General features: G+C 59.1%; 19 protein-coding genes. 10 read left to right on the top strand and 9 right to left on the bottom strand.

All coding sequences use genetic code 11. The features are described 5' to 3' along the window. Positions 1-176: 176 nt before the first annotated feature. The 6 genes from AC27HQ_RS03055 (at position 177) to AC27HQ_RS03080 (ending at position 4,671) form a co-directional block, all read left to right on the top strand. On the top strand, positions 177-554 hold the full coding sequence (locus tag AC27HQ_RS03055; protein ID WP_487154426.1) for a winged helix-turn-helix domain-containing protein: 378 nt from the start codon (positions 177-179) through the stop codon (positions 552-554). Between the two features lie 132 nt (positions 555-686). Continuing rightward, on the top strand, positions 687-1,460 hold the full coding sequence (gene modA / locus AC27HQ_RS03060; RefSeq protein ID WP_487154428.1) for a molybdate ABC transporter substrate-binding protein: 774 nt from the start codon (positions 687-689) through the stop codon (positions 1,458-1,460). A 30-nt stretch (positions 1,461-1,490) separates the two neighbouring features. Then, the gene (gene modB, locus AC27HQ_RS03065) at positions 1,491-2,177 is read left to right on the top strand and encodes a molybdate ABC transporter permease subunit (protein WP_487154429.1); all 687 of its coding nucleotides are present in this window, start codon (positions 1,491-1,493) and stop codon (positions 2,175-2,177) included. Further along, the gene (modC, locus tag AC27HQ_RS03070; protein ID WP_487154430.1) at positions 2,174-3,247 is read left to right on the top strand and encodes a molybdenum ABC transporter ATP-binding protein; all 1,074 of its coding nucleotides are present in this window, start codon (positions 2,174-2,176) and stop codon (positions 3,245-3,247) included. The genes modB and modC overlap by 4 nt, the downstream gene beginning before the upstream one ends. Before the next feature lie 115 nt (positions 3,248-3,362). Beyond that, positions 3,363-3,776: a MarR family winged helix-turn-helix transcriptional regulator gene (locus AC27HQ_RS03075; RefSeq protein ID WP_487154432.1), complete on the top strand. Its 414-nt coding sequence runs from the start codon at positions 3,363-3,365 to the stop codon at positions 3,774-3,776. A 16-nt stretch (positions 3,777-3,792) separates the two neighbouring features. Then, positions 3,793-4,671 carry an alpha/beta hydrolase family protein gene (locus tag AC27HQ_RS03080; protein WP_487154433.1) on the top strand — a complete coding sequence of 293 codons (879 nt, stop codon included), beginning with the start codon at positions 3,793-3,795 and terminating at the stop codon, positions 4,669-4,671. Between the two features lie 54 nt (positions 4,672-4,725). On the opposite strand, the gene AC27HQ_RS03085 is transcribed toward AC27HQ_RS03080, so the two are convergent. From AC27HQ_RS03085 to AC27HQ_RS03120, 8 genes are all read right to left on the bottom strand, one after another. Then, positions 4,726-5,334, bottom strand: a complete 609-nt coding sequence (locus AC27HQ_RS03085) for a hypothetical protein (protein WP_487154435.1) — start codon at positions 5,332-5,334, stop codon at positions 4,726-4,728. An 82-nt stretch (positions 5,335-5,416) separates the two neighbouring features. Next, entirely contained in the window at positions 5,417-5,929 is a 513-nt protein-coding gene (locus AC27HQ_RS03090; protein ID WP_487154437.1) for a hypothetical protein, read from the bottom strand. A 234-nt stretch (positions 5,930-6,163) separates the two neighbouring features. Next, on the bottom strand, positions 6,164-6,487 hold the full coding sequence (locus AC27HQ_RS03095; RefSeq protein ID WP_487154439.1) for a hypothetical protein: 324 nt from the start codon (positions 6,485-6,487) through the stop codon (positions 6,164-6,166). Between the two features lie 76 nt (positions 6,488-6,563). Beyond that, a complete protein-coding gene (locus AC27HQ_RS03100) occupies positions 6,564-7,304 on the bottom strand; it encodes a sulfite exporter TauE/SafE family protein (protein ID WP_487154441.1) in 741 nt (246 codons plus the stop codon). A 138-nt stretch (positions 7,305-7,442) separates the two neighbouring features. Continuing rightward, positions 7,443-8,228: an SDR family oxidoreductase gene (locus tag AC27HQ_RS03105; protein ID WP_487154442.1), complete on the bottom strand. Its 786-nt coding sequence runs from the start codon at positions 8,226-8,228 to the stop codon at positions 7,443-7,445. A gap of 230 nt (positions 8,229-8,458) precedes the next feature. Further along, positions 8,459-9,388, bottom strand: coding sequence for an SDR family oxidoreductase (locus AC27HQ_RS03110; protein WP_487154443.1), 930 nt, complete (start codon positions 9,386-9,388; stop codon positions 8,459-8,461). Beyond that, on the bottom strand, positions 9,385-10,326 hold the full coding sequence (locus AC27HQ_RS03115) for a bile acid:sodium symporter family protein (protein ID WP_487154444.1): 942 nt from the start codon (positions 10,324-10,326) through the stop codon (positions 9,385-9,387). Before AC27HQ_RS03115 ends, AC27HQ_RS03110 begins: the two co-directional genes overlap by 4 nt. Further along, positions 10,323-11,651: a flavin-containing monooxygenase gene (locus tag AC27HQ_RS03120; protein WP_487154446.1), complete on the bottom strand. Its 1,329-nt coding sequence runs from the start codon at positions 11,649-11,651 to the stop codon at positions 10,323-10,325. The genes AC27HQ_RS03115 and AC27HQ_RS03120 overlap by 4 nt, the downstream gene beginning before the upstream one ends. Before the next feature lie 291 nt (positions 11,652-11,942). Here AC27HQ_RS03120 and AC27HQ_RS03125 point away from each other — a divergent pair, with 291 nt between their 5' ends. Both AC27HQ_RS03125 and AC27HQ_RS03130 read left to right on the top strand, forming a co-directional pair. After that, positions 11,943-12,929: an AraC family transcriptional regulator gene (locus AC27HQ_RS03125; RefSeq protein ID WP_487154447.1), complete on the top strand. Its 987-nt coding sequence runs from the start codon at positions 11,943-11,945 to the stop codon at positions 12,927-12,929. Positions 12,930-13,014: 85 nt separating this feature from the next. After that, complete coding sequence (locus AC27HQ_RS03130) at positions 13,015-13,632, top strand: hypothetical protein (RefSeq protein ID WP_487154449.1); 618 nt, start codon at positions 13,015-13,017, stop codon at positions 13,630-13,632. A gap of 96 nt (positions 13,633-13,728) precedes the next feature. Here the strand turns inward: AC27HQ_RS03130 and AC27HQ_RS03135 are convergent, their stop codons facing one another. Next, positions 13,729-14,769 carry an MBL fold metallo-hydrolase gene (locus AC27HQ_RS03135; RefSeq protein WP_487154451.1) on the bottom strand — a complete coding sequence of 347 codons (1,041 nt, stop codon included), beginning with the start codon at positions 14,767-14,769 and terminating at the stop codon, positions 13,729-13,731. Between the two features lie 132 nt (positions 14,770-14,901). Between AC27HQ_RS03135 and AC27HQ_RS03140 the strand changes: the two genes are divergently transcribed. Next, a complete protein-coding gene (locus AC27HQ_RS03140) occupies positions 14,902-16,005 on the top strand; it encodes an efflux RND transporter periplasmic adaptor subunit (RefSeq protein ID WP_487154452.1) in 1,104 nt (367 codons plus the stop codon). After that, positions 16,005-19,070, top strand: coding sequence for an efflux RND transporter permease subunit (locus AC27HQ_RS03145; RefSeq protein WP_487154453.1), 3,066 nt, complete (start codon positions 16,005-16,007; stop codon positions 19,068-19,070). The genes AC27HQ_RS03140 and AC27HQ_RS03145 overlap by 1 nt, the downstream gene beginning before the upstream one ends. The last annotated feature ends 34 nt before the right edge of the window (positions 19,071-19,104 follow it).

Raw genomic sequence — 19,104 nt, forward strand, 5'->3', positions numbered from 1 at the left:
GCACCTTAGCAGCCTGATCCGGCCTTGCCAGCCAAGCGCTAGTCTCAGTGATCAGGCCGCCACGCTGGCGGTTATGGTCCCGCCAGCGCATCGGCTTGTTGCTGGTCGGGCGCTGCAAGTGGGCGGCAGGCTGGTATAGTCCTATGACCCAGTCTGATTGTCACGGAAGCTCGGCCATGCCCACCCACTCCCCGCCTTTGCGACTGCGCCAACGTATTCACTACGGCAATGCGATTGCCATGGGTCCCGGCAAAGCGCAGTTGTTGCAGCAGATCGCTGCCAGCGGCTCGATCTCGGCGGCGGCCCGGCAGATGGGCATGAGTTATCGCCGTGCCTGGCTGCTGGTCGACACCCTGAACCAGTGCTTTCGCTCACCGCTGATTGAAACCGCCGCCGGTGGCAGTGGCGGTGGCGGCGCGCAGATTACCGAGCTGGGTCGGCAGGTGTTGGCGTTGTACCAGCAGATAGAGGCCAAGACCGCGGCGGCGGTTGCCAGCGAATTGAACGAACTTGAAGCCATGCTGGCCGCCCAGCCGCCCAGCGATCCGCATTGAAAGCCTGACCCGGGAGGTTGGCTTGACGCCTTGGCCGGGCCGTTTTATGCTCCGCGCTATATTCATTTGGATATAGCGCATTGATGGGTTCAGAGCCAGGTACCCATTATCAGCTTGATCAGGGAGCCGGCCATGGCCGTTTTTGCCACCATGCGCACCACTGCTTTGTGTCTGTTAATGGCGCTACTGATGCTGTTGGCTCCAACACTTCAGGCCGGCGAGGTGGTGCGTATCGCAGCCGCCTCAAGTATGCGCAATGCGCTCGAGGAGATTATCGGGCGCTTCCAGCAGGCTTATCCGGCCGTTGCTGTCGAGGCGATTTATGGCTCCTCCGGCAAGATGACGACGCAGATCATCAATGGCGCGCCTTTCGATCTGTTTTTCTCAGCTGATATGGGCTTTGCACAGCAGTTATGGGCGGCAGGACTGGCGGCAACCGAACCGCGGGCTTATGCCCAGGGCCGCATCGTATTGTGGAGCACCACAGTGGATGCCAGTGCTCTGACCCTTGAGGACTTTACCGATCCGGCGATCCAGCGGATTGCTATCGCACAGCCCGCGCATGCGCCCTATGGCCTGCTGGCCCAGCAAGCCATGACTCAGGCCGGCGTATGGGAGGCTGTGCAGGACAAGCTGGTCTTCGGTGAGAATATCAGCCATGCCGCGCAGATGACCCAATCCGGAGCCGCTCAGGTCGGGATTATTGCCCAGTCGCTGGCGGTTTACCCCGAGCTCGCGGTGCACGGCCATGCCCTGATTGATGCTTCTTTGCACAGCCCGTTGCAACAGGGTTATGTCGTTACTCGGCGCGGGGGCGATAGACCATCGGTGTTGATCTTTGCCGATTTCATCAGCAGTACGGCCGCGCAGCAGATACTGCTCGCCCACGGTTTTGAGTTGCCCTGATGAGTTCCCCGTCCGCGATGAGAGCAGCTGATGTTTGAATTGGGCCCGGCAGAATGGCAAGCCATCCAGGTCACCTTCAGGCTGTGCCTGTACACCACGCTGATTCTGCTGGTGTTGGCCACGCCACTGGCCTGGTGGCTGGCGCAGAAACGTTCGACAGCCCGCGTCATGGTGCACGCACTGGTCGCCCTGCCGCTGGTCTTGCCGCCCACGGTGCTGGGCTTTTACCTTTTGATTGTGCTGGGTCCACGGGGTTTTATCGGGCAAGGGCTGGAAAGCATCGGATTGCAGCATCTGGCCTTTACCTTTGAGGGCATTCTGATTGCCTCGGTGCTCTACTCCATGCCCTTTGCCGTGCAACCCCTGACCCAGGCCTTTCAACAGTTGGGGCGGCGCCCGGTTGAGGTCGCCAGTAGCCTTGGTGCTGGATGGGTCGATCGTTTTTTTACCGTGATACTGCCACTGACTCGGGGCGGCTTTGTGGTGGCCGCAACCCTGACCTTTGCCCATACCCTTGGCGAGTTTGGCGTGATCCTGATGCTCGGCGGCAGCATTCCCGGTGAAACCAAGGTGCTCTCGGTACTCATCTATGACCATGCCGAAGCCATGAACTATGCGGCGGCACACAGCCTGTCGCTGCTGCTGCTGATCTTTGCCTTTATCACCCTCTTTGTGGTCTACAGCATCAATAGCCGCTTCGTGGTGAGCAAGCTATGAGCCTGCAGATTCAGGTCCGCTGGCAGCCTGGCCGCGACTTTGAGTTGCAAGTGGACTGCCAATTGCCGCTGACCGGCGTAACCGCCCTGTTCGGCCGCTCCGGATGCGGCAAGACCAGCCTGCTAAGGATCATTGCCGGGCTTGATCGGGTGCCGGATGCGCAGGTGCAGTTTGCCGGTCAGTCCTGGCAGCGCGGCCGTCATTTTGTACCGCTCCACAAACGGCGTATTGGTCTGGTGTTTCAGGAGCACAGTCTGCTGCCGCACTTATCGGTGCGCGACAACCTGCTGTATGGCTACCAGCGCACGGCGTCTGCCCTGCGGCGACTGCATCCGCCCGAGGTGACTGCCATGCTCGGCATCGATGATCTGCTCGAACGGCGTATTGATCAGTTGTCCGGCGGCCAGCGCCAACGCGTGTCCCTGGGTCGGGCTTTGCTGATCAGTCCGCAGTTGCTGCTGCTGGATGAGCCCATGGCCGCCCTGGATACCCAGACCAAGGCTGACATCATGCCCTTTCTGGCGCGCATGGCGGCCGAGGCCGGGGTGCCGATCATCATGGTCAGTCATGCCCCGGATGAGGTTGAGCGTCTGGCCGACCATGTGGTGTTTATGCAGCAGGGGCAGATTGAGCGACTCGAAAGCCTGCAACAGGCCCTCGCCCGCCCGGATTCGCCCTTGTTTGCCGACAGTGGCGCCGTCTCCGTATTGCAGGGCCCACTGGGCGAGCCAGATCAGCATGGCATGCGCCCATTCGGCCCGCCCGAAGCGCGTCTCTGGGTGCCAACGTCATCTTCAAGCGGCGCAGCAGAGGCTAGCCGTCTGCGCATTCTGGCGCGGGATGTCAGCCTGTCGTTACTTGAGCCTCGCCAGATCAGCATTCAGAACCAGTTGCCGGTTACCATCGAACACCTCTACCCCAGCCATCAACAGCGCTGCCTGATTGCCTGCCGTACGGCGGAGGGTCAGCTGCTGCTCGCCGAAGTCACGCCGCGCGCCGTCAGTCAGCTGGATCTGCAGGTCGGGCAAAAACTGTATGCCCTGATCAAGTCGGTGGCTCTGCTCGCTTAGGTAGAACGAAAGGCAGCCCGGCAATAACACTGGATAAGCCTCCGCATAAAACGCCTTGCCATCTAATTCGCATGTAAACTATATTTAGTTCATATGCAAAGTAAATGGCAGGATCATGGATACGCGAATTTTCTATTTGCTCAACAAGGCCCGACATCGGGTCTACAAGTATGCCGACCAGCATGTTGAGCAGGCGCTGGGCATTTCGGTGACGCAGTTGGGTGCGCTGCTGGTCATCAGTGCCGATGAGGGTTGCCTGCAGAAAGACCTAGCGCACAGCCTGCAACTGAACAACTCGGCCCTGACCGGTCTGGCCAATCGCATGGAAATCAACGGCTTGCTGGAGCGCCGCGCCTGTGTCTTGGACGGCCGCGCTTCACGCCTGTATCTGACCGAGCTGGGGCGGGGAAAAATCAACCAGGCCCGACCCTTGTTGGACGCACTGAACACCAGTCTGACTGCCGGATTCAGCGACGAGGAGATGATCGTCATCATCAGGTTCCTGAACCATCTGGCCAACGATTATTGAATTGGGGAGTGCCGTGATGAGTACCCTTCAGCCCACGCCAACCGAGGCTGCATATGAAGAGCTTGCCCTGACCACCGCCGGTGGCCATCGCCTCGGTCTTCGCCTGTTTACCGCGCCGGAATCCAGCTCGGTGGTGATCCTGGCCGGGGCCATGGGCGTCAGCCAACGCGCCTACGAGCGCTTTGCGCGCTTTCTGTGTGCCGAGGGTTTTACCGTTATCACCTTTGATTACTTTGGCTCCGGTGCCTCGCTGCACAGCCATTTGCGTGATTGCCCGGTCAGCGTGACTGATTGGGGGACGGAAGATTGTGCGGCGGTGATTGCGTTTGCTCGTCAGCAGTTTACCGGCCAGCGCTTGCAGTGGATGGGCCATAGTGTCGGCGGGCAATTGCTGGGCATGACGCCGAATGTGAGTCAGCTCGACCACGCTATTACCATCGCCTGTGGCAGTGGCTATTGGTGGCAGAACGCAGCACCGACCAAACGTATTGCCTGGCTGCTCTGGTACCTGGTGGCGCCGGTCAGTTTGAGGTTCTGTGGCTACTTCCCCGGCAAGCGACTGAATATGGTCGGCGACCTGCCACCGAATGTCATGCGCCAGTGGCGGCAATGGTGTCTGAATCCGGAATACGCCGTAGGCGTGGAAGGTGATGCCCTGCGTGCACAATTCGCTGCGGTGCAGATTCCGATCACGGCGGTGGCCTTTACCGACGATGAAATGATGTCGGAAACCAACACCGATTCGCTGCACGGCTTTTTTGCCCAGGCCCCCGTCACCATGCAGCGCATCAATCCGGCAGACATTGGTGAAAGCAGAATCGGCCACCTTGGCTGGTTCCGCGAGCAGTATCGGCAGTCTCTATGGCAGACCAGATTGTTGCCGTTGTTGCAGTGAGTCAGGTGGCTCAAACCAACTGAGTTATGCAGGCATAACCCAGTTGGAAAATGCTTAGTTGGCGTTGCCCAGCAGACCATCATTCTTCAGCCGTAGTACCAGATTGCGGTAGACGTTCTCATCCACTTCTTTGGCGGCGGTGATGGGTGAGCCGGTAAAAGGCATGACGAAGATCATTGGCAGCCACTGCACCATAGTCATCGAGTCAGACAGGTTGTAGCGGGTTTCGCTGGTGTCGGCGGTCGAGGTGGCCGTGGCTCTGATTTCTATCTTGCCGGTCGCCCAGGACGGGATGACGCCAAAGGTAAAACCAGTAATAAAGGCCGGAATCACGGCCGCCTGGTTGAAATGATTAACGGCCTGACCCTCTACAATCACGTCGGCTTCAGTCGGGCCTTCTACCAGCACACAGCAGTTGGAGTTGTTGATGGCGCGATCAAAATAGCTCTTGTGGATGGCAGCGGCAGCTGCGCGTGCGTCGGTATTCATGTGGGTATTGTTGGACACGATGGACCAGCGGCTGAACACCTTGACCCGCTCGGTATTGTTGACCGACATCTGGTCGCGGGTAACGGTGGGCAGATTGTTGGCTTTGAAGCCGGCGCAGCCAGAGCCGGCCAGCATGGCGGCTATTACAACGGCAGCAAGGGTGAAGTTCTTCATGGTATTTCCTTTTTGTTGGTTGAATGGGTCAAGCTTGAGCTGACAGGCGCAGGTACCTTTCCCGATACCTTATGCCTGCCAGCTAGGGCCGAAATCGGGCTGCAACGGCTTTCTTCATCGCCAGGTTGTGTTTATGAGCCGCATATTGTTTGTACAAAACCCGGCTCTCGGGCTTGAGCAGCCAGTGGGCGCACATTGCCGTGGGTACGATCACGCACAGGAAGGCCGCCATTATTTGCAGAAAACCGAAGTCTCGGGCGTTCAGGCTGATATTGAGAATCAGCACGGCGGTCAGCAGTGCAAACACGCCGCCAGTGACCAGACAGATGACGTTGTTGAGTTTGCCAACGCCGATCATCAGGCCGATGATCAGAAGCGCCACCCCGGCATTGAGTTGCTTGGCCGTTTGGGCCTGCAACTGGGCTAGCTCGGCATAGCCTGCCACCAGCTGCTGGAAAACCAGCCCCAGGCACAGGAAGACCCAGACCAGAATAAGCCAGATGACCCAGGGTTTTTTGATCTCGGAGATCAGGGCATCGGGCAGTGTGTCCGCTGATGCTGCAGCATCGGCCGGTTGCCGGGTGTGTTCGTCCATGAGCTCTCCGAATCTGGCCTTCGGGCCAAACGCCATGCAAAAAGGCTTGTCAGTGGTGTTTCAGATCAGCGTAGGCGTGCCAGATTCATAGGGCTGGGTGGATGCTGTTGAGTCGCATCTGGCATCCATGCCGGCAGAGGGGCTTTGCGTTCGCAGAGGGTGGCATATTGCTATGCTTTTGCGCTTTTGCCAACTAGCGTGCAGTAAAAAACCGATAGTAGCTGGCGTGCAGTATTAGCCAAAGTAATCCTGCATCCAGTCGAACAATGTTGCGCTGCTCATGGCTGACAGGGCCATTTGCTTGAAGTCGCCGCTGACCTCTTCTGCGCGGGTGACAAATTGATAGAGCACCAGACCGGGCTGCTGATCGTGCAGTATCAGGGTGATCCGGCGCTGGGTGCGCAGGCAATCAATGGTCAATACGTCGGCAGGGATACCACTGTCACGCATGCCCTGGCGTACTTCAATCACTGGGTTGATGTGCTGGTGGGCTGCCTGGATACGGGCGTGGGCCTCGCTGGCGAGATCGGAGAGGGTTTTGAGTGGGGCGTCAGACATGGCTGAGTCATTCCGGTTCAAATAGGGGGCTTACGGCGGATCGCAGGATACTGTTGGCTTAGCACAACTGAGCATATCACGCGAGTGCCTTGAGCATCAGCAAGGCGCCGGTGATCACCAGCAGGCCGTACACCATCTGGCGAAACCGCTGCTCGTCCAACCTGTGGTGCAAAAATTCACCCAGCAGTACGCCTATGACCAGCAACGGCAAAAAGCCGGCGACCCGTGGCAGGCTGGGCAGCAGGCTGCCATCCAGCAAAAACAGCAGACTCAGACTGGCATTCAGGCTGAACCAGACGCTCAAGAGCGTGGCGCGCAGTTGTCCCTTGTTAAGGGTGGTACCCGCCAGCGCATAGACCAGTAGCGGCCCACCGGAAGCGAACAGACCGTGGGTCAGGCCAGCGCCAAAGGTCAGGCTACGGCTCAGCCAACCAGGGTGTGGATTGGCGATCTGCTGACGAGCCATGCGCCATAGCTCACGGGCTGCAAACCAGAATACCAGGGCGCCAAACAACAGCTTCAGCAGGTTATCCCCCAGCCAGGGGCGCAAGCCATAGCCGAACAGGGTGCCGATCAGCATCAGCGGCAGGATCAGCCGGAGCAGGGTTGGCCAGTGAATATGCTGGCGGTGGCGCCAGGCGAGAAAACCGCTCATCAGCACGTTCAGCGGCACCAGTACCGGCATCAGCTCGGGAATCGGCAACAGCAGTGCGCCAAGGGACAGGGCAATGACCAGACTGCCAAAACCGGTGATGGCCTCAACGGTATAGGCCAGCAGAATAAACAGGGCAATCCATAGCCAGGGATCAAGCAGCATGGTCAAGCCTTATTGGGAAGATAAGCCAGGCTCCAAGGGGCAGGCGTTTGCCCGGTGGGAGCGCTGGCCTAAGCGCGAAGGCGGAGGCTGGTTTCGCCACGGGGCCGTGGCGCCCACCATTCAGAATGGGGTTCATGCTCAGCGCAACTCGCCAGCAAAGCGTTTGCGCACCTGGCGCAGATACAGCGCCGGGGCGATACGCCAGAGCAGGCTGGCGAAGCGCGAGATCGGTTCGGGCAGCAGCCAGCGCTTGCGTTGGTGCAAGGCCTGGTCGATGCGCTCGGTCATCCACTCGGCGCTGCGCATGCCACCGACCATCGAGCGTGGGTGCCTGGCGGTTTTGCCGTCCTTGCCAAGCGCATGCTGCTCGATGGGTGTATCGAGAAAGCTCGGGTAGACCATCAGGACATGAATACCATCGGCTTCCAGCTCCAGTCGCAAGACTTCAAAGAATTGCGTGAGCGCCGCCTTGGCAGCGCAATAGGCGGCGCGCCCGGGTACCGGCATCCAGCCGGCCATGGAGCCGATACAAACAATCTGCCCGACCGATTCGCGTAGCAGTGGCAAGGCCGCCAGGGTCAACTCGACCGGGCCTTGCCAGTCCACCGCCATGACCTTGCGAAACACCGCCGGATTGGTCTGGTGTGCCGGTGAGCGATGGGTGATGCCGGCATTGTTGACCAGCAGATCCAGTCGACCAAAGCGTGCCTGGGTCTCGTCAACCAGAAAACGGATATCTTCAGCGCGGGTGATATCACAGGTGACGCACAGCACCTGCTCGCCCCCGCTCAGCTCCGCTGTTTTGGCGGCCAGCTCGGTTTCATCAATATCGGCCAGCACCAGACTGTGGCCGGCGGCGAACCAATGCCGGGCCATGGCCCAGCCCAGGCCGGAGGCGGCGCCGGTGATCAGAATGACGGACATCTTGGGCTCCCGTTGGTCGCCAGCTGCAAGTTTTAAGCTGCAAGCTGCAAGATTAAAGCAGTTCGAGCTGCTTGTGATTTGAGTGTAAAAAAGTAATGAAGTGTTGTTGACAAGGGTAAACAACAAATCACCCTGAATACTTGCCACTTGCCACTTGCCACTTGCCACTTGCCACTTGCCACTTGCCACTTGCCACTTGCCACTTGCCACTTGCCACTTGCCGCTGCGCGTCAGCGCCTCAACCCGTTGGCTTCGACAAAATACTCGAACACCTCGGCCGAGGTCTTGGCCAGCGGGTAGCCGAATTCTTCCTTGAGGCGGCGGTTGCTGAGCACCGGGCGGTAGCGCAGGAAGTTGACTTGCGCGGGGCTGGTCGGTTTGCCGCGCCATTGTGCGACCTTCAGGCCGGCCTTGACCAGCCACACCGGCAGGGTCAGCAGCGGTTTGTGCAGGCGCTGGGCGATCTCGGCCATGGTCAGGGCGCCATCGCCGGCCATATTGTAGATGCCGGTCTTGTCCTGGCGCAGGCCCATGTCCATGGCGCCGATCACGTCCTGATCCCAGATGAATACAAAGGGTGAGTCGCTGCCCTTGAGTGCCAGAATCCTCGGCGCCATAAACAGCTCGGTAATCTGGTTGCGGGTCTCGCTGCCCAGTACCGTGCCGGGGCGGAAGATCAGTTGTTGCAGTTCCGGATGGCGCTGGCGGTAGTCGGCGAGCATTTCTTCTACCAGGCGCTTATGGTCGGAATAGGCAAACTCGGGATTGCCGCGCAGGGCGTCCTGCTCGTCAATCCAGGCCGGGTTGTCGGCATGATAACCGTAGGCGGCGCCGGAGCTGGTCACGGTCAGGTGCTGGACCCCGGCCTTGAGGCAGCAGTCGAGCAGATTACGGGTGCCGTTGACGTCTATGTCGTAATCCCGGGCGCGGTCTTTGGAGGCTTGCAGTACCGAGGCCAGATGCACCACATGGGTGATCTGCTCGCGTTGCAGCAGGCCGGCCAGCGCCGGGTCGCGGATGTCCATCTGCTCCAGCCAGAAGGCCAGATCGTCGCGCGGGCGGATGTCGGTGCCCATGATCGGGAAATCGGCGGCCAGACGGTTACCCAGTTGATGGCCGATATAGCCGGCGGCGCCGGTAATGAGGATGCGTTTGCTCATGGTTGCTGGTCGTGTTGTGCATAGGTGGAAGTCATGGGATCACCGGCCGGTAGCGGCAGGCGCGCCCATATCTGTGACAGGGTCAGTCCACTGACCAGATGCCAGACGCCCCAGAAGGCGGTGATCAGCATCATGCCGCCGGCCTCGGGGAAGAAGGTGAAGAGGATGACCAGGCCCAGCCCGGAGTTCTGGATGCCGACCTCCATGGTCACCGCGCGGCGGTCGCTGACCGGCAGTTTAAGCAGCAGACCGATGCCGTAGCCGAGCGCCAGGGCGATCAAGTTGTGCAGCACCACCAGCCAGAAAAAGCTGTGAAAACGCGCGATAAACAGGTCAACATTATTGAAAAAGGCGATGCCGACAAAACCCAGAAACACCAGCAATGAAAGCAGGCGCAGGGGCTTTTCGCTGCGTGCTACCAGTTGCGGCAGTTTGCGCCCGGTGGTCATGCCCAGCACCAGGGGCAGCGCCAGGACCAGCAGGACCAGCAGCAGAATGCCACCCGGTTCGAGGCTGATCTGCGTCAGATACTCGCGGGTATGTGGATTGAGCCAGCCGTAGAAGGCGAAATTCAGTGGTGTCAGCACCGTGGCGGCGAGGCTGGAGACGGCGGTCATGCTGACCGATACGGCGACGTTGCCGCGTGCCAACCAGGTCATGATGTTGGAGAAGCTGCCGCCCGGGCAGGCGGCGACCAGCATCATGCCCAGGGCCAGTTCGGCGTCTATCTGCAGGGCCCATGTGAACAGGCAGGTCGCCAGCGGCAGCAGCAGAAACTGCGCCACCAGCCCGGCCAGCGGGGCAATCGGTGCCAGCAGGATACGTTTGAAGTCCGCCAGTCGCAGGCTCAGGGAGACGCCGAACATCATGCAGGCCATGATCAGGTTCAGGGCGATCAGGCTGGCCGGGTCGAACTGGATTGGCAGTGCGCCACTCATGCGCTGGCCACGGCTGCGCTTTTGGCGATTGGCTGCGGGCTTTGCAGCTGGTTGATATGGCTTTGCAGGGCCTGCAGATAGGCATCCTTGTTGACGTAGTAGGCCATGCGCGCCAACTTGATATAGCGGTAGCCGCCATCCAGCTGGGTGCTGGCGCGTTGCCGCTTGAGCTGGTTGAAGGTCTGCGCGGCGCTGCTGCCGGCCTGTTGCTGTTGTATGTACAGCGCCACCAGCCGAGCCTGCTGGTTGCGCCCTTCCCAACCGAGTCCGGCGGCTTCGACCATACCGAGCATGAACAGGTTGTGATGCTCGGGGTGAAAGACGTTCATATACAGTTGCGGGGCATCCGCCTCGGCCGGCCAGTTCAGGTGCTGGCGCGCGATAAAGGGGTAATCGAGCAGGTAGCCGGTGGCTTGCAGTATCAGGTCATAGTCGGCTGACTCGCCGTCGCTGAAGTGCACGGTGTGGCCGTCGATGCGGGCGATATCGCGGCGCGGGGTGATGTCGCCATGACCCAGGTGATGCAGGATCAGTGAGTTCATCACCGGGTGTGATTCGTACATGCGGTAGTCGGGGTCGGGCAGTCCGTAGTCCGAGGGTTTGCCCATCAGCAGGCGGATCAGGGCGGCGTCCAGCCGTTGTTTCAGGGGGCGCGGCAGTTTGATCTTGCCGCCCAGGGTGTCACTGGGTTTACCCTTGATAAACTTGGGGATGAAGTAGTAGCCGCGGCGCAGGCTCATATCCACCTTGGCGGCCTGGTGTACGGCGTCCACGGCGATGTCGGCGCCGGAGTTGCCACAGCCGATGATCAGTACCCGTTTGCCTTTGAAGACCTCGGGGCTGCGATACTCGGCGGAGTGCATCAACTGGCCGGCGAACTCACCGGGCAGCGTTGGCCGATTGGGGCTGTGCAGGGTGCCGTTGGCGATCAGAATGCCGTCGAAGCGGCGGCTTTGCTGTTGGCCGTCATGCTCGCTGGTGAGGGTCCAGCCGTCGCCCTCCGGGCTGACATTGATTACCCGGGTGTTGAATTCGTAGTGGCGTTTGAGGCTGAAGTGCTCGGCATACTCATGGAAGTAGCGGCGCATTTCGCTGTGGTGCGGGTAGGCGGCGACGTCATCACGCATGGGGAATTCGGCGAATTCGGTCATGCGTTTCGAGGAGATCAGGTGCGCGCTGTGGTACATGGTGCTGTGCGGGTTGTCGATGTCCCACAGGCCGCCCACGTCGCTATGCAGTTCCAGGCCGATAAAAGGGATGCCGAGCTTCTGCAGGTTGCGGGCTGCGGCCAGGCCCATGGGGCCAGCGCCAATCACTGCGTACATGGGTGTTTCCTCGTTGTTGTTCTTTTAAAAACCGTTGGGCCTTGAACTTTCGTGTCTGCGCCGCTGCGAAGGCCCTTTCCCAGACACGCTGTAAATACGTCCCTGTACGCTCGGCGATGCCCTTCCCTGGGCATCGACGGTCTGGGAAAGGGCCTTCGCAGCAGCGCCGTATAGTCCATTGCTAGCTTCCAGCCTTACAGGGCGACCACCGCAAGGTTATGATGCCAAGTCTAGTCGAACGCTTTCGGGCGGTATCGGATAAAACGGGACAGGGGACCGGCAATTCAGGCCATGCACGATTGTTCAGAACATACGGTGACGCCACGCTACAGCCAGGCCATAGTGCAGATGGCCGAGCAGCTCGGGCTGGGCCTGCCGGAACCGCTGGTCAGCCGATTACAGGGTGCCAAGCGGGTGCCGATTGGCTGGCAGGATGAGTTGTGGGAGGCATTTTGTCAGGCTAGCGCTGACCCGTTGATTGGCCTGAAACTGGGCCTGCAGGTGCAGGTCGGGCATCTGGACAGCGTCGGCATGTTGCTGGTGACCTGTGAGACCTTTGTCGAGGCACTGGAGGAGTTGGTCGAGTATGCGCCGGTGATTGGTGATGGCGGCGAGTTCCTGCTGCACCGTCAGGCCGGGCAGGTGTTTATCGACTACCAGCCGCATTTGCGTGTGCGCACGGCCGAGCGGGTCGAGGCGGTGCTGGCGAGCATGCTCAGTCTGACCCGTTGGGCGACCGGTGGGCGCTTTCAGGCCAGTGGCATCTGGCTGGCGCATGCTCCTTTGGCACCCTTGGCTGACTATGAGCAATTGCTCGGCTGCCCGGTGCACTTTCAAGCGGGCTGCAATCACCTGGGTTTTGCCGAGTCGCAGTTGGCCCTGCCACAGATTCAGGCCAATGCCGCGTTGCGTGATCATCTGCGCCAGTTGGCCGATCACACCCTGTCCGAGATGGGCCAGCAGAGTCTGAGTGCCGAGGTGCAGCGGCTGGTGCGCGCCCATCCGCGCTGGGGCAAGGAGCGGATTGCCGAACAGCTGGATTTGAGTGGTCGGCATATGAATCGCAAGCTGGCTGAAGAGGGGCTGTCGTTCAAGAGTCTGCGCGAAAGTGTCCTGCAGCAGATGGCCTGTCAGGCGCTGCGCGCCGATCAGCGGGTGGCCGATATTGCCGAGCAGTTGGGCTTTTCCGATGAAAACGCCTTTGTCCGCGCCTTCCGCCGCTGGCTCGGTGTGACCCCGGCGCGCTTCAAGGCTGGCAATGTAAATACGTATTGTTAGATTAAACGAGATTAATTTTAAGATATGGGCAATATATCAAAATAGAGCTAAATTTTTGATAATTATATAAATTGGGAAAATAATAATGAGCGCTAAATTTTTGCTAGGGTGTGTTTTTTTTGCTGCGATGGTTATGCTTGGCTGTAGTCCTTCAAATGAGCCTCCAATAGGTATGGATAACGAAGCTTACCGTACAATGACTATTACGGGTTTTAGTCAAAAAGAAGTTGAGCTAAGTTCGGAGTACATAGCTCTGCACTTGCATCCGATTGATGCGAAAATTCTTGATGTTAATATTCGTTACATTAATCTTCAGTACCAACTTGATAACTTAGGGGTATCAGATACATTTTTTCGCTATGAGGCCAACATAAACGGTAAAACTGCTTCTGAGATCGCGATCCTTGCTGATGATCTCAGGAATGGAATAAGGCTAAGGGTCAATAATGTCAATTCTACTGAATTTTCTGTAAGTGACCTCAATAATGGATTTACAAATTTTGTAGATAATTTAAGAGGTACTGATATTTTCCCATCTCTTGTTGAAGCAGGTGACGCAATTATTTTTAACGACTCTGGAATGTATCCTGGTGGTGGAAGTCCTGCATCGTTGGCCGCAACTTATAATGGCTTTACAGCTAAGGAGATTATAAACGTTTATCAAATGATCAAGGCAAAGGAAGATGCCCAAGCTGTCCAGTGATATAAGTAAATCAAAACTTATTGTTTTAGTTTGTGCTTGATGGTGTTTTCCAAGGCTGCACTTATATACAGTAATACCTTAGTTTATTCGTTACAGTTATTTATTGAAGTTGAGCAGACCGCCACGCAAACTGGCAACCTTGTCCCAACCGTTTTCCTTGAGGATGCTGGCGGCCATGGCAGAGCGGCGGCCGGAGCGGCACAGGGTTATGACCGGCTTGTCGTGCGGTACCTCGTCGAGGCGCTGGCGCAGTTGGCCGAGTGGGATATGCAGGCTATGCAGGCCCTGTGGGCATTCGCCGTCGATCACTTCATTGTCTTCACGCACATCCAGCACGCTGATCGAGGGCTGATTCTGGATCAGCCATTCGGGGTTCACCTCGGGTACGCCGGCAAAGGTGATGCGCAAGTCGGCCCAGTCTGGCTGATCCGGCAGTTTGCCGTCCGGCGGGCGGCCACTGAGCAGGTTGGCGGGCACGGCTTCGTCGATTTTCTTTGGGTGTGGCAGCTGCATGGCCTGCATATAGCCGACAAAATCGGTTTCGTTGGCGTCACCGCCAACCCGGGCATTGAACTGCTTTTCTTCGCCAATGCTGCTGCGGGTGCGACCGTGGTAGTCATGGGCTGGATAGACTGCGCAGCTGTCCGGCAAGCTGAACAACTGTTCGGTAATGGAGTGGAACAGGGTGCTGGCGTTGCCCTGCTGAAAGTCGCTGCGGCCGCAGCCGCGGATCAGCAGGGTGTCGCCGGTGAAGACCATGGACTGGTCGGCCAGCACATAACTCATGCAGCCGTCGGTATGGCCCGGTGTGGCGCGGGCCTGCAGCGCGACACCCTGCACGCCAAAATGCTGACCGTGGTCCAGGGGCAGGTCGACATGCTCGGCTTGAATCACCCTGGCCGAGGCAATCCGGCAGCCGGTGTGCTGTTTGAGTAGCCAGGCGGCGGTGATGTGATCGGCGTGGGCATGGGTATCGACCACCAGCTTCAGGTTCAGGTCGAGTTCACGTAGCAGCGCCAGATCACGCTGCACCTGCTCAAAGACCGGGTCGATCAGCAGTGCTTCGCGGCTCTGCTCATCGGCCAGCAGATAGCTGTAGGTGGATGAGCTGGCATCGTACAGCTGTCGAAAAATCATCATGCTCTCCAAGGGTGTTTGCGCGCGGTCAATCCGTTCTCTGAGTAACATACTGCCGGGACTACGCCACTACAACGGGATATTGTGCCTATAATCTTTGCAGTTCCCTGCCTTTGACCCCGGATGCCTGCCATGTTCCCCGCTGCCCGTCTTTTTATCCTGCTACTGCTGTCCAGCCCCTTGCTGTTGGCCTGCTCTCCTGCCGCCGAGCCGCCGGGTTCGATAGTGCGGCCGGTCAAGGTATTCACCATCACCGATCCCCTGACGGAACAGCAGCGGGAATTTCCGGCCCGCTTGAAGGCGCCCGAGGAGGCGCAACTGTCATTCCGGCTGGGGGGCCAGTTGCAGCGTCTGCAGGTGCGTGAAGGCCAGAAGGTTGAGCGCGGTGAACTGATCGCCGAGCTGGACAACACCGATTATCAACTGCGCCTGAATGACCGGCAGGCCACCTATGACCTGACCCGCAGTCAACTGGAGCGCATGACCCAGTTGCTCGAGCGGCAAATGGTCTCGCGGGCTGAATACGAAGAACGTCAGGCGCAGTTCAATTCGGCCGAGGCTGCCCTGAATCTGGCGCGTCAGGAGCTGGCCTATACGCGGCTGGTGGCACCCTTCAGTGGCACGGTGGCGCGTACCCATGTTGAGCGTTTTCAGGTGGTGCAGGCAAATGCGCCGATTGCCACGCTGTACTCCAGCGACAGCATGGATGTGATCTTCCAGTTACCGGAAACCTTGCTCTCGGGTTTGCGCGCGGATATCAATCCGAATGACTACCGGCCCACGGTACGTCTGGAAAACCTGCCAGGTGTGGAGTTGGCTGCCCGCTACAAGGAACACTCCAGCCAGCCTGACCCGAAAACCCTGACCTATCAGGTCACGCTCAGTATGCAGCCGCCCGAGGGTCTGGTGCTGTTGCCCGGCATGAGTGCCAGCGTGCAGGTGGACTTTGCCAAGATCAGCCTGATCGATGAGTTGGCCATGCGTGTATTGGTCCCGGTCGAGGCGGTGTTCAGTCCCGATAGCGCTGACGCCAGCGTACGTCAGGTCTGGATTATCGAGGAGCAGGGCAATGCGCTGCAGGTCACGGCCCGGGATGTGACGGTGGGGCAGTTGACCCATAACGGCATTGAGGTGCTGACCGGGCTGACCACCGGTGACCGGATCGTCGCGGCGGGGGGCGGTGAGTTGACTGAAGGCCAGCCGGTTCGGATCTGGGAACGCGAGCGGGGGCTGTGATGGATATTGCCGGTTATTTTATCCAGCGTCGGGTCACCAGTTGGTTGATTGCGCTGCTGCTGGGGATTGGCGGCCTGATTGCCTTTCTGGACCTGGGCCGCCTGGAAGACCCGGCCTTTACCCTGAAGATGGCCATGGTCATCACCCCCTATCCGGGCGCCTCACCGCAGCAGGTTGAGGAAGAGGTCACCTACCCGCTGGAGAATGCTATCCAGCAACTGCCCTATGTGGACAAGGTCAGCTCGATTACCAGCGCCGGCCTGTCGCAGATTACCGTGGAGATTCAGACCAGCTTCGGCCCTGATCAATTGCCGCAGATCTGGGATGAAATGCGCCGCCGCATCAATGATCTGCGGCCCAATCTGCCAGCCGGGGTCGGCGACCCCATCATTCGTGATGACTTCAGCGATGTCTACGGCACCTTTCTGATGATCAGCGGTGAAGCCTTCAGTTATCGGGAGTTACGCGATTATGCCGACTATCTGCGCCGTGAATTGGTGCTGGTGCCGGGCGTAGGCAAGGTCTCGCTGGCCGGTTTGCCGCAGGAACAGGTGTTTGTCGAAATATCCCGCACGCGCATGACCAGCCTGGGTATTGCCCCGGCGCGGTTGAATGATTTGCTGCGTAACCAGAATGTGGTGTCCGATGCCGGGCGTATGCTGGTGGGCAGTGAGTCCATTCGTCTGCATCCGACCGGTGAGTTTCAGAGCGTCCGTGAGCTGGAGCGGCTGATTGTCAGTGAGCCTGGCAGCGCCCAGCGCGTGGTGCTCGGTGATATTGCGCAGATCAGTCGCGGTTTTACCGAGCAGCCGGATAACCTCTATCGCGCCAACGGTCAGCGTGCCATCGGACTCGGCGTATCCTTTGCCAGCCATGTCAATGTGGTGAATGTCGGCAACGCGGTGGCCAGTCGTCTTGCCGAACTGGATGAGGCCCGACCGGCCGGTATGCAGATCGAGCTCTTCTACAACCAGGCCGATGAAGTGCAGGCGTCGGTCAAGGGCTTTGTCATCAGCTTTATCCTCTCGGTCATTATCGTCATTGGCGTGCTGCTGATCTTCATGGGCCTGCGCAGTGGCCTGCTGATCGGCCTGGTATTGGCGCTGACGGTGCTCGGCACCTTTATCTTCATGCAGTTGCTGGGTATCGAGCTGCAACGGATTTCCCTGGGCGCGCTGGTGATTGCCCTGGGGATGCTGGTAGACAATGCGATTGTGATCGTCGAGGGTATTCTGGTCGGGCGTCAGCGCGGGCAATCGACGCTGGAGTCGGCGCGGGCTATTGTGCGCCAGACCAAGTTGCCGCTGCTCGGCGCTACGGTGATCGCCATCATCGCCTTTGCCCCCATTGGCCTGTCCGAGGATGCCACTGGCGAATACTGCCTGTCCCTGTTCCAGGTATTGATGATTTCCCTCCTGCTCAGCTGGGTCACGGCCATTACCCTGACGCCGTTTTTTGCCAATCTGCTGTTCCGTCAGGCTGTACCGGCTGCGGACACCGCGCACGAGCCTTACCAGGGCATTATCTTCACCCTGTATCGCGCCCTGTTGCTGACTGCGCTGCGTCACCGGGTGCTGACGCTGGTGTTGCTGTTCGGTCTTATGCTGGCCTCGATCATCGGTTTTGCTCAGGTGCGTCAGAGCTTCTTTCCGGCTTCGAATACGCCGATGTTCTTTATCGATCTGTGGCTGCCCAAGGGTACCGACATTCGTTACACCGAAACCGTGGTTGCCGAGATTGACCAGCATGTGCTGGCCCAGGACGGTGTGGTGTCGGTGACCTCGACCATCGGCCAGGGTGCCTTGCGCTTTATTCTCACCTACTTCCCCCAGCGTCAGCATGCCAACTACGCGCAACTGCTGGTCCGGACCGCCGAACGTGAACAGATCGAACCCTTGATCGCCGAGCTGGATGAGTATCTGCGTGCCGAGCATCCCGGGGTGCAGGCCAAACTCAAGCAACTGATGCTGGGGCCGGGTTCGGACAGCAAGATCGAAGCGCGCTTTACCGGGCCTGACCCGGTGGTATTGCGCCGACTGGGGGCCGAGGCGATCAACATCATGCGCGCTGATCCGGTCTCCGCCTCGGTGATGCATGACTGGCGTGAGCGCACCAAGCTGGTACGACCCCAGTTTGCCGAGGCCCAGGCGCGTGAGCTGGGTGTCGACAAGCGCGATCTCGACAGCCTGTTACGGATGAACTTCAGTGGCGTGAATCTGGGTTTATACCGGGACGGTACGCGCATGCTGCCGATTGTCGGACGTACCCCGGATGCCGAGCGTCTGAATGCCGACAGCCTGAATGACCTGCAGATCTGGAGTAACGCGCGAGCTACCTATCTGCCGATCGAACAGGTGGTCAATGGCTTTGTCACCGCCTGGGAGGACCCGTTGATCATGCGCCTGAACCGCAAGCGGACCCTGACAGTGCAGGCTGATCCGAGCATTGTCAGCGGTGAAACCGCCGCACAACTGTTCGAGCGCCTGCGGCCGCAGATCGAGGCGATCGAACTGCCCCGCGGCTACCAGCTGGAATGGGGTGGCGAGTATGAAAGCTCACGGGATGCGCAGAAAGCGGTGTTCGGCAGTTTACCGCTGGGTTATCTGGCGATGTTCCTGATTACCATTCTGCTGTTTGACTCCTTCCGGCATGCCATGGTGATCTGGCTGACGGTGCCGCTGGCGATCATCGGGGTGACCCTCGGCTTTCTGATCACCGGCATCCCCTTCGGCTTTATGGCTTTGCTCGGCTTTCTCAGCCTGAGCGGCATGCTGGTCAAGAATGGCATCGTCCTGGTGGATGAAATCGCCCTGCAGCTCGAGAGCGGCAAGCAGGCCTTTGATGCCCTGGTTGAGGCCTCCATCAGCCGTGTCAGACCTGTATCCATGGCCGCTATAACGACTATTCTCGGTATGGCCCCACTGCTCACCGATGCGTTTTTCCAGAGCATGGCGGTGGTCATCATGTTTGGTCTGGGTTTTGCCACCTTGTTGACGCTGGTGGTCCTGCCGCTGTTCTACAGTCTGTTTTACCGGATCGCCGTGGTAACACCGACCCGCGGCTGATTCAGGCTGCGGGTTTATTCAGGATGCTGGCTTC

The sequence above is a fragment of the Halopseudomonas sp. 4NH20-0008 genome (assembly GCF_057548395.1).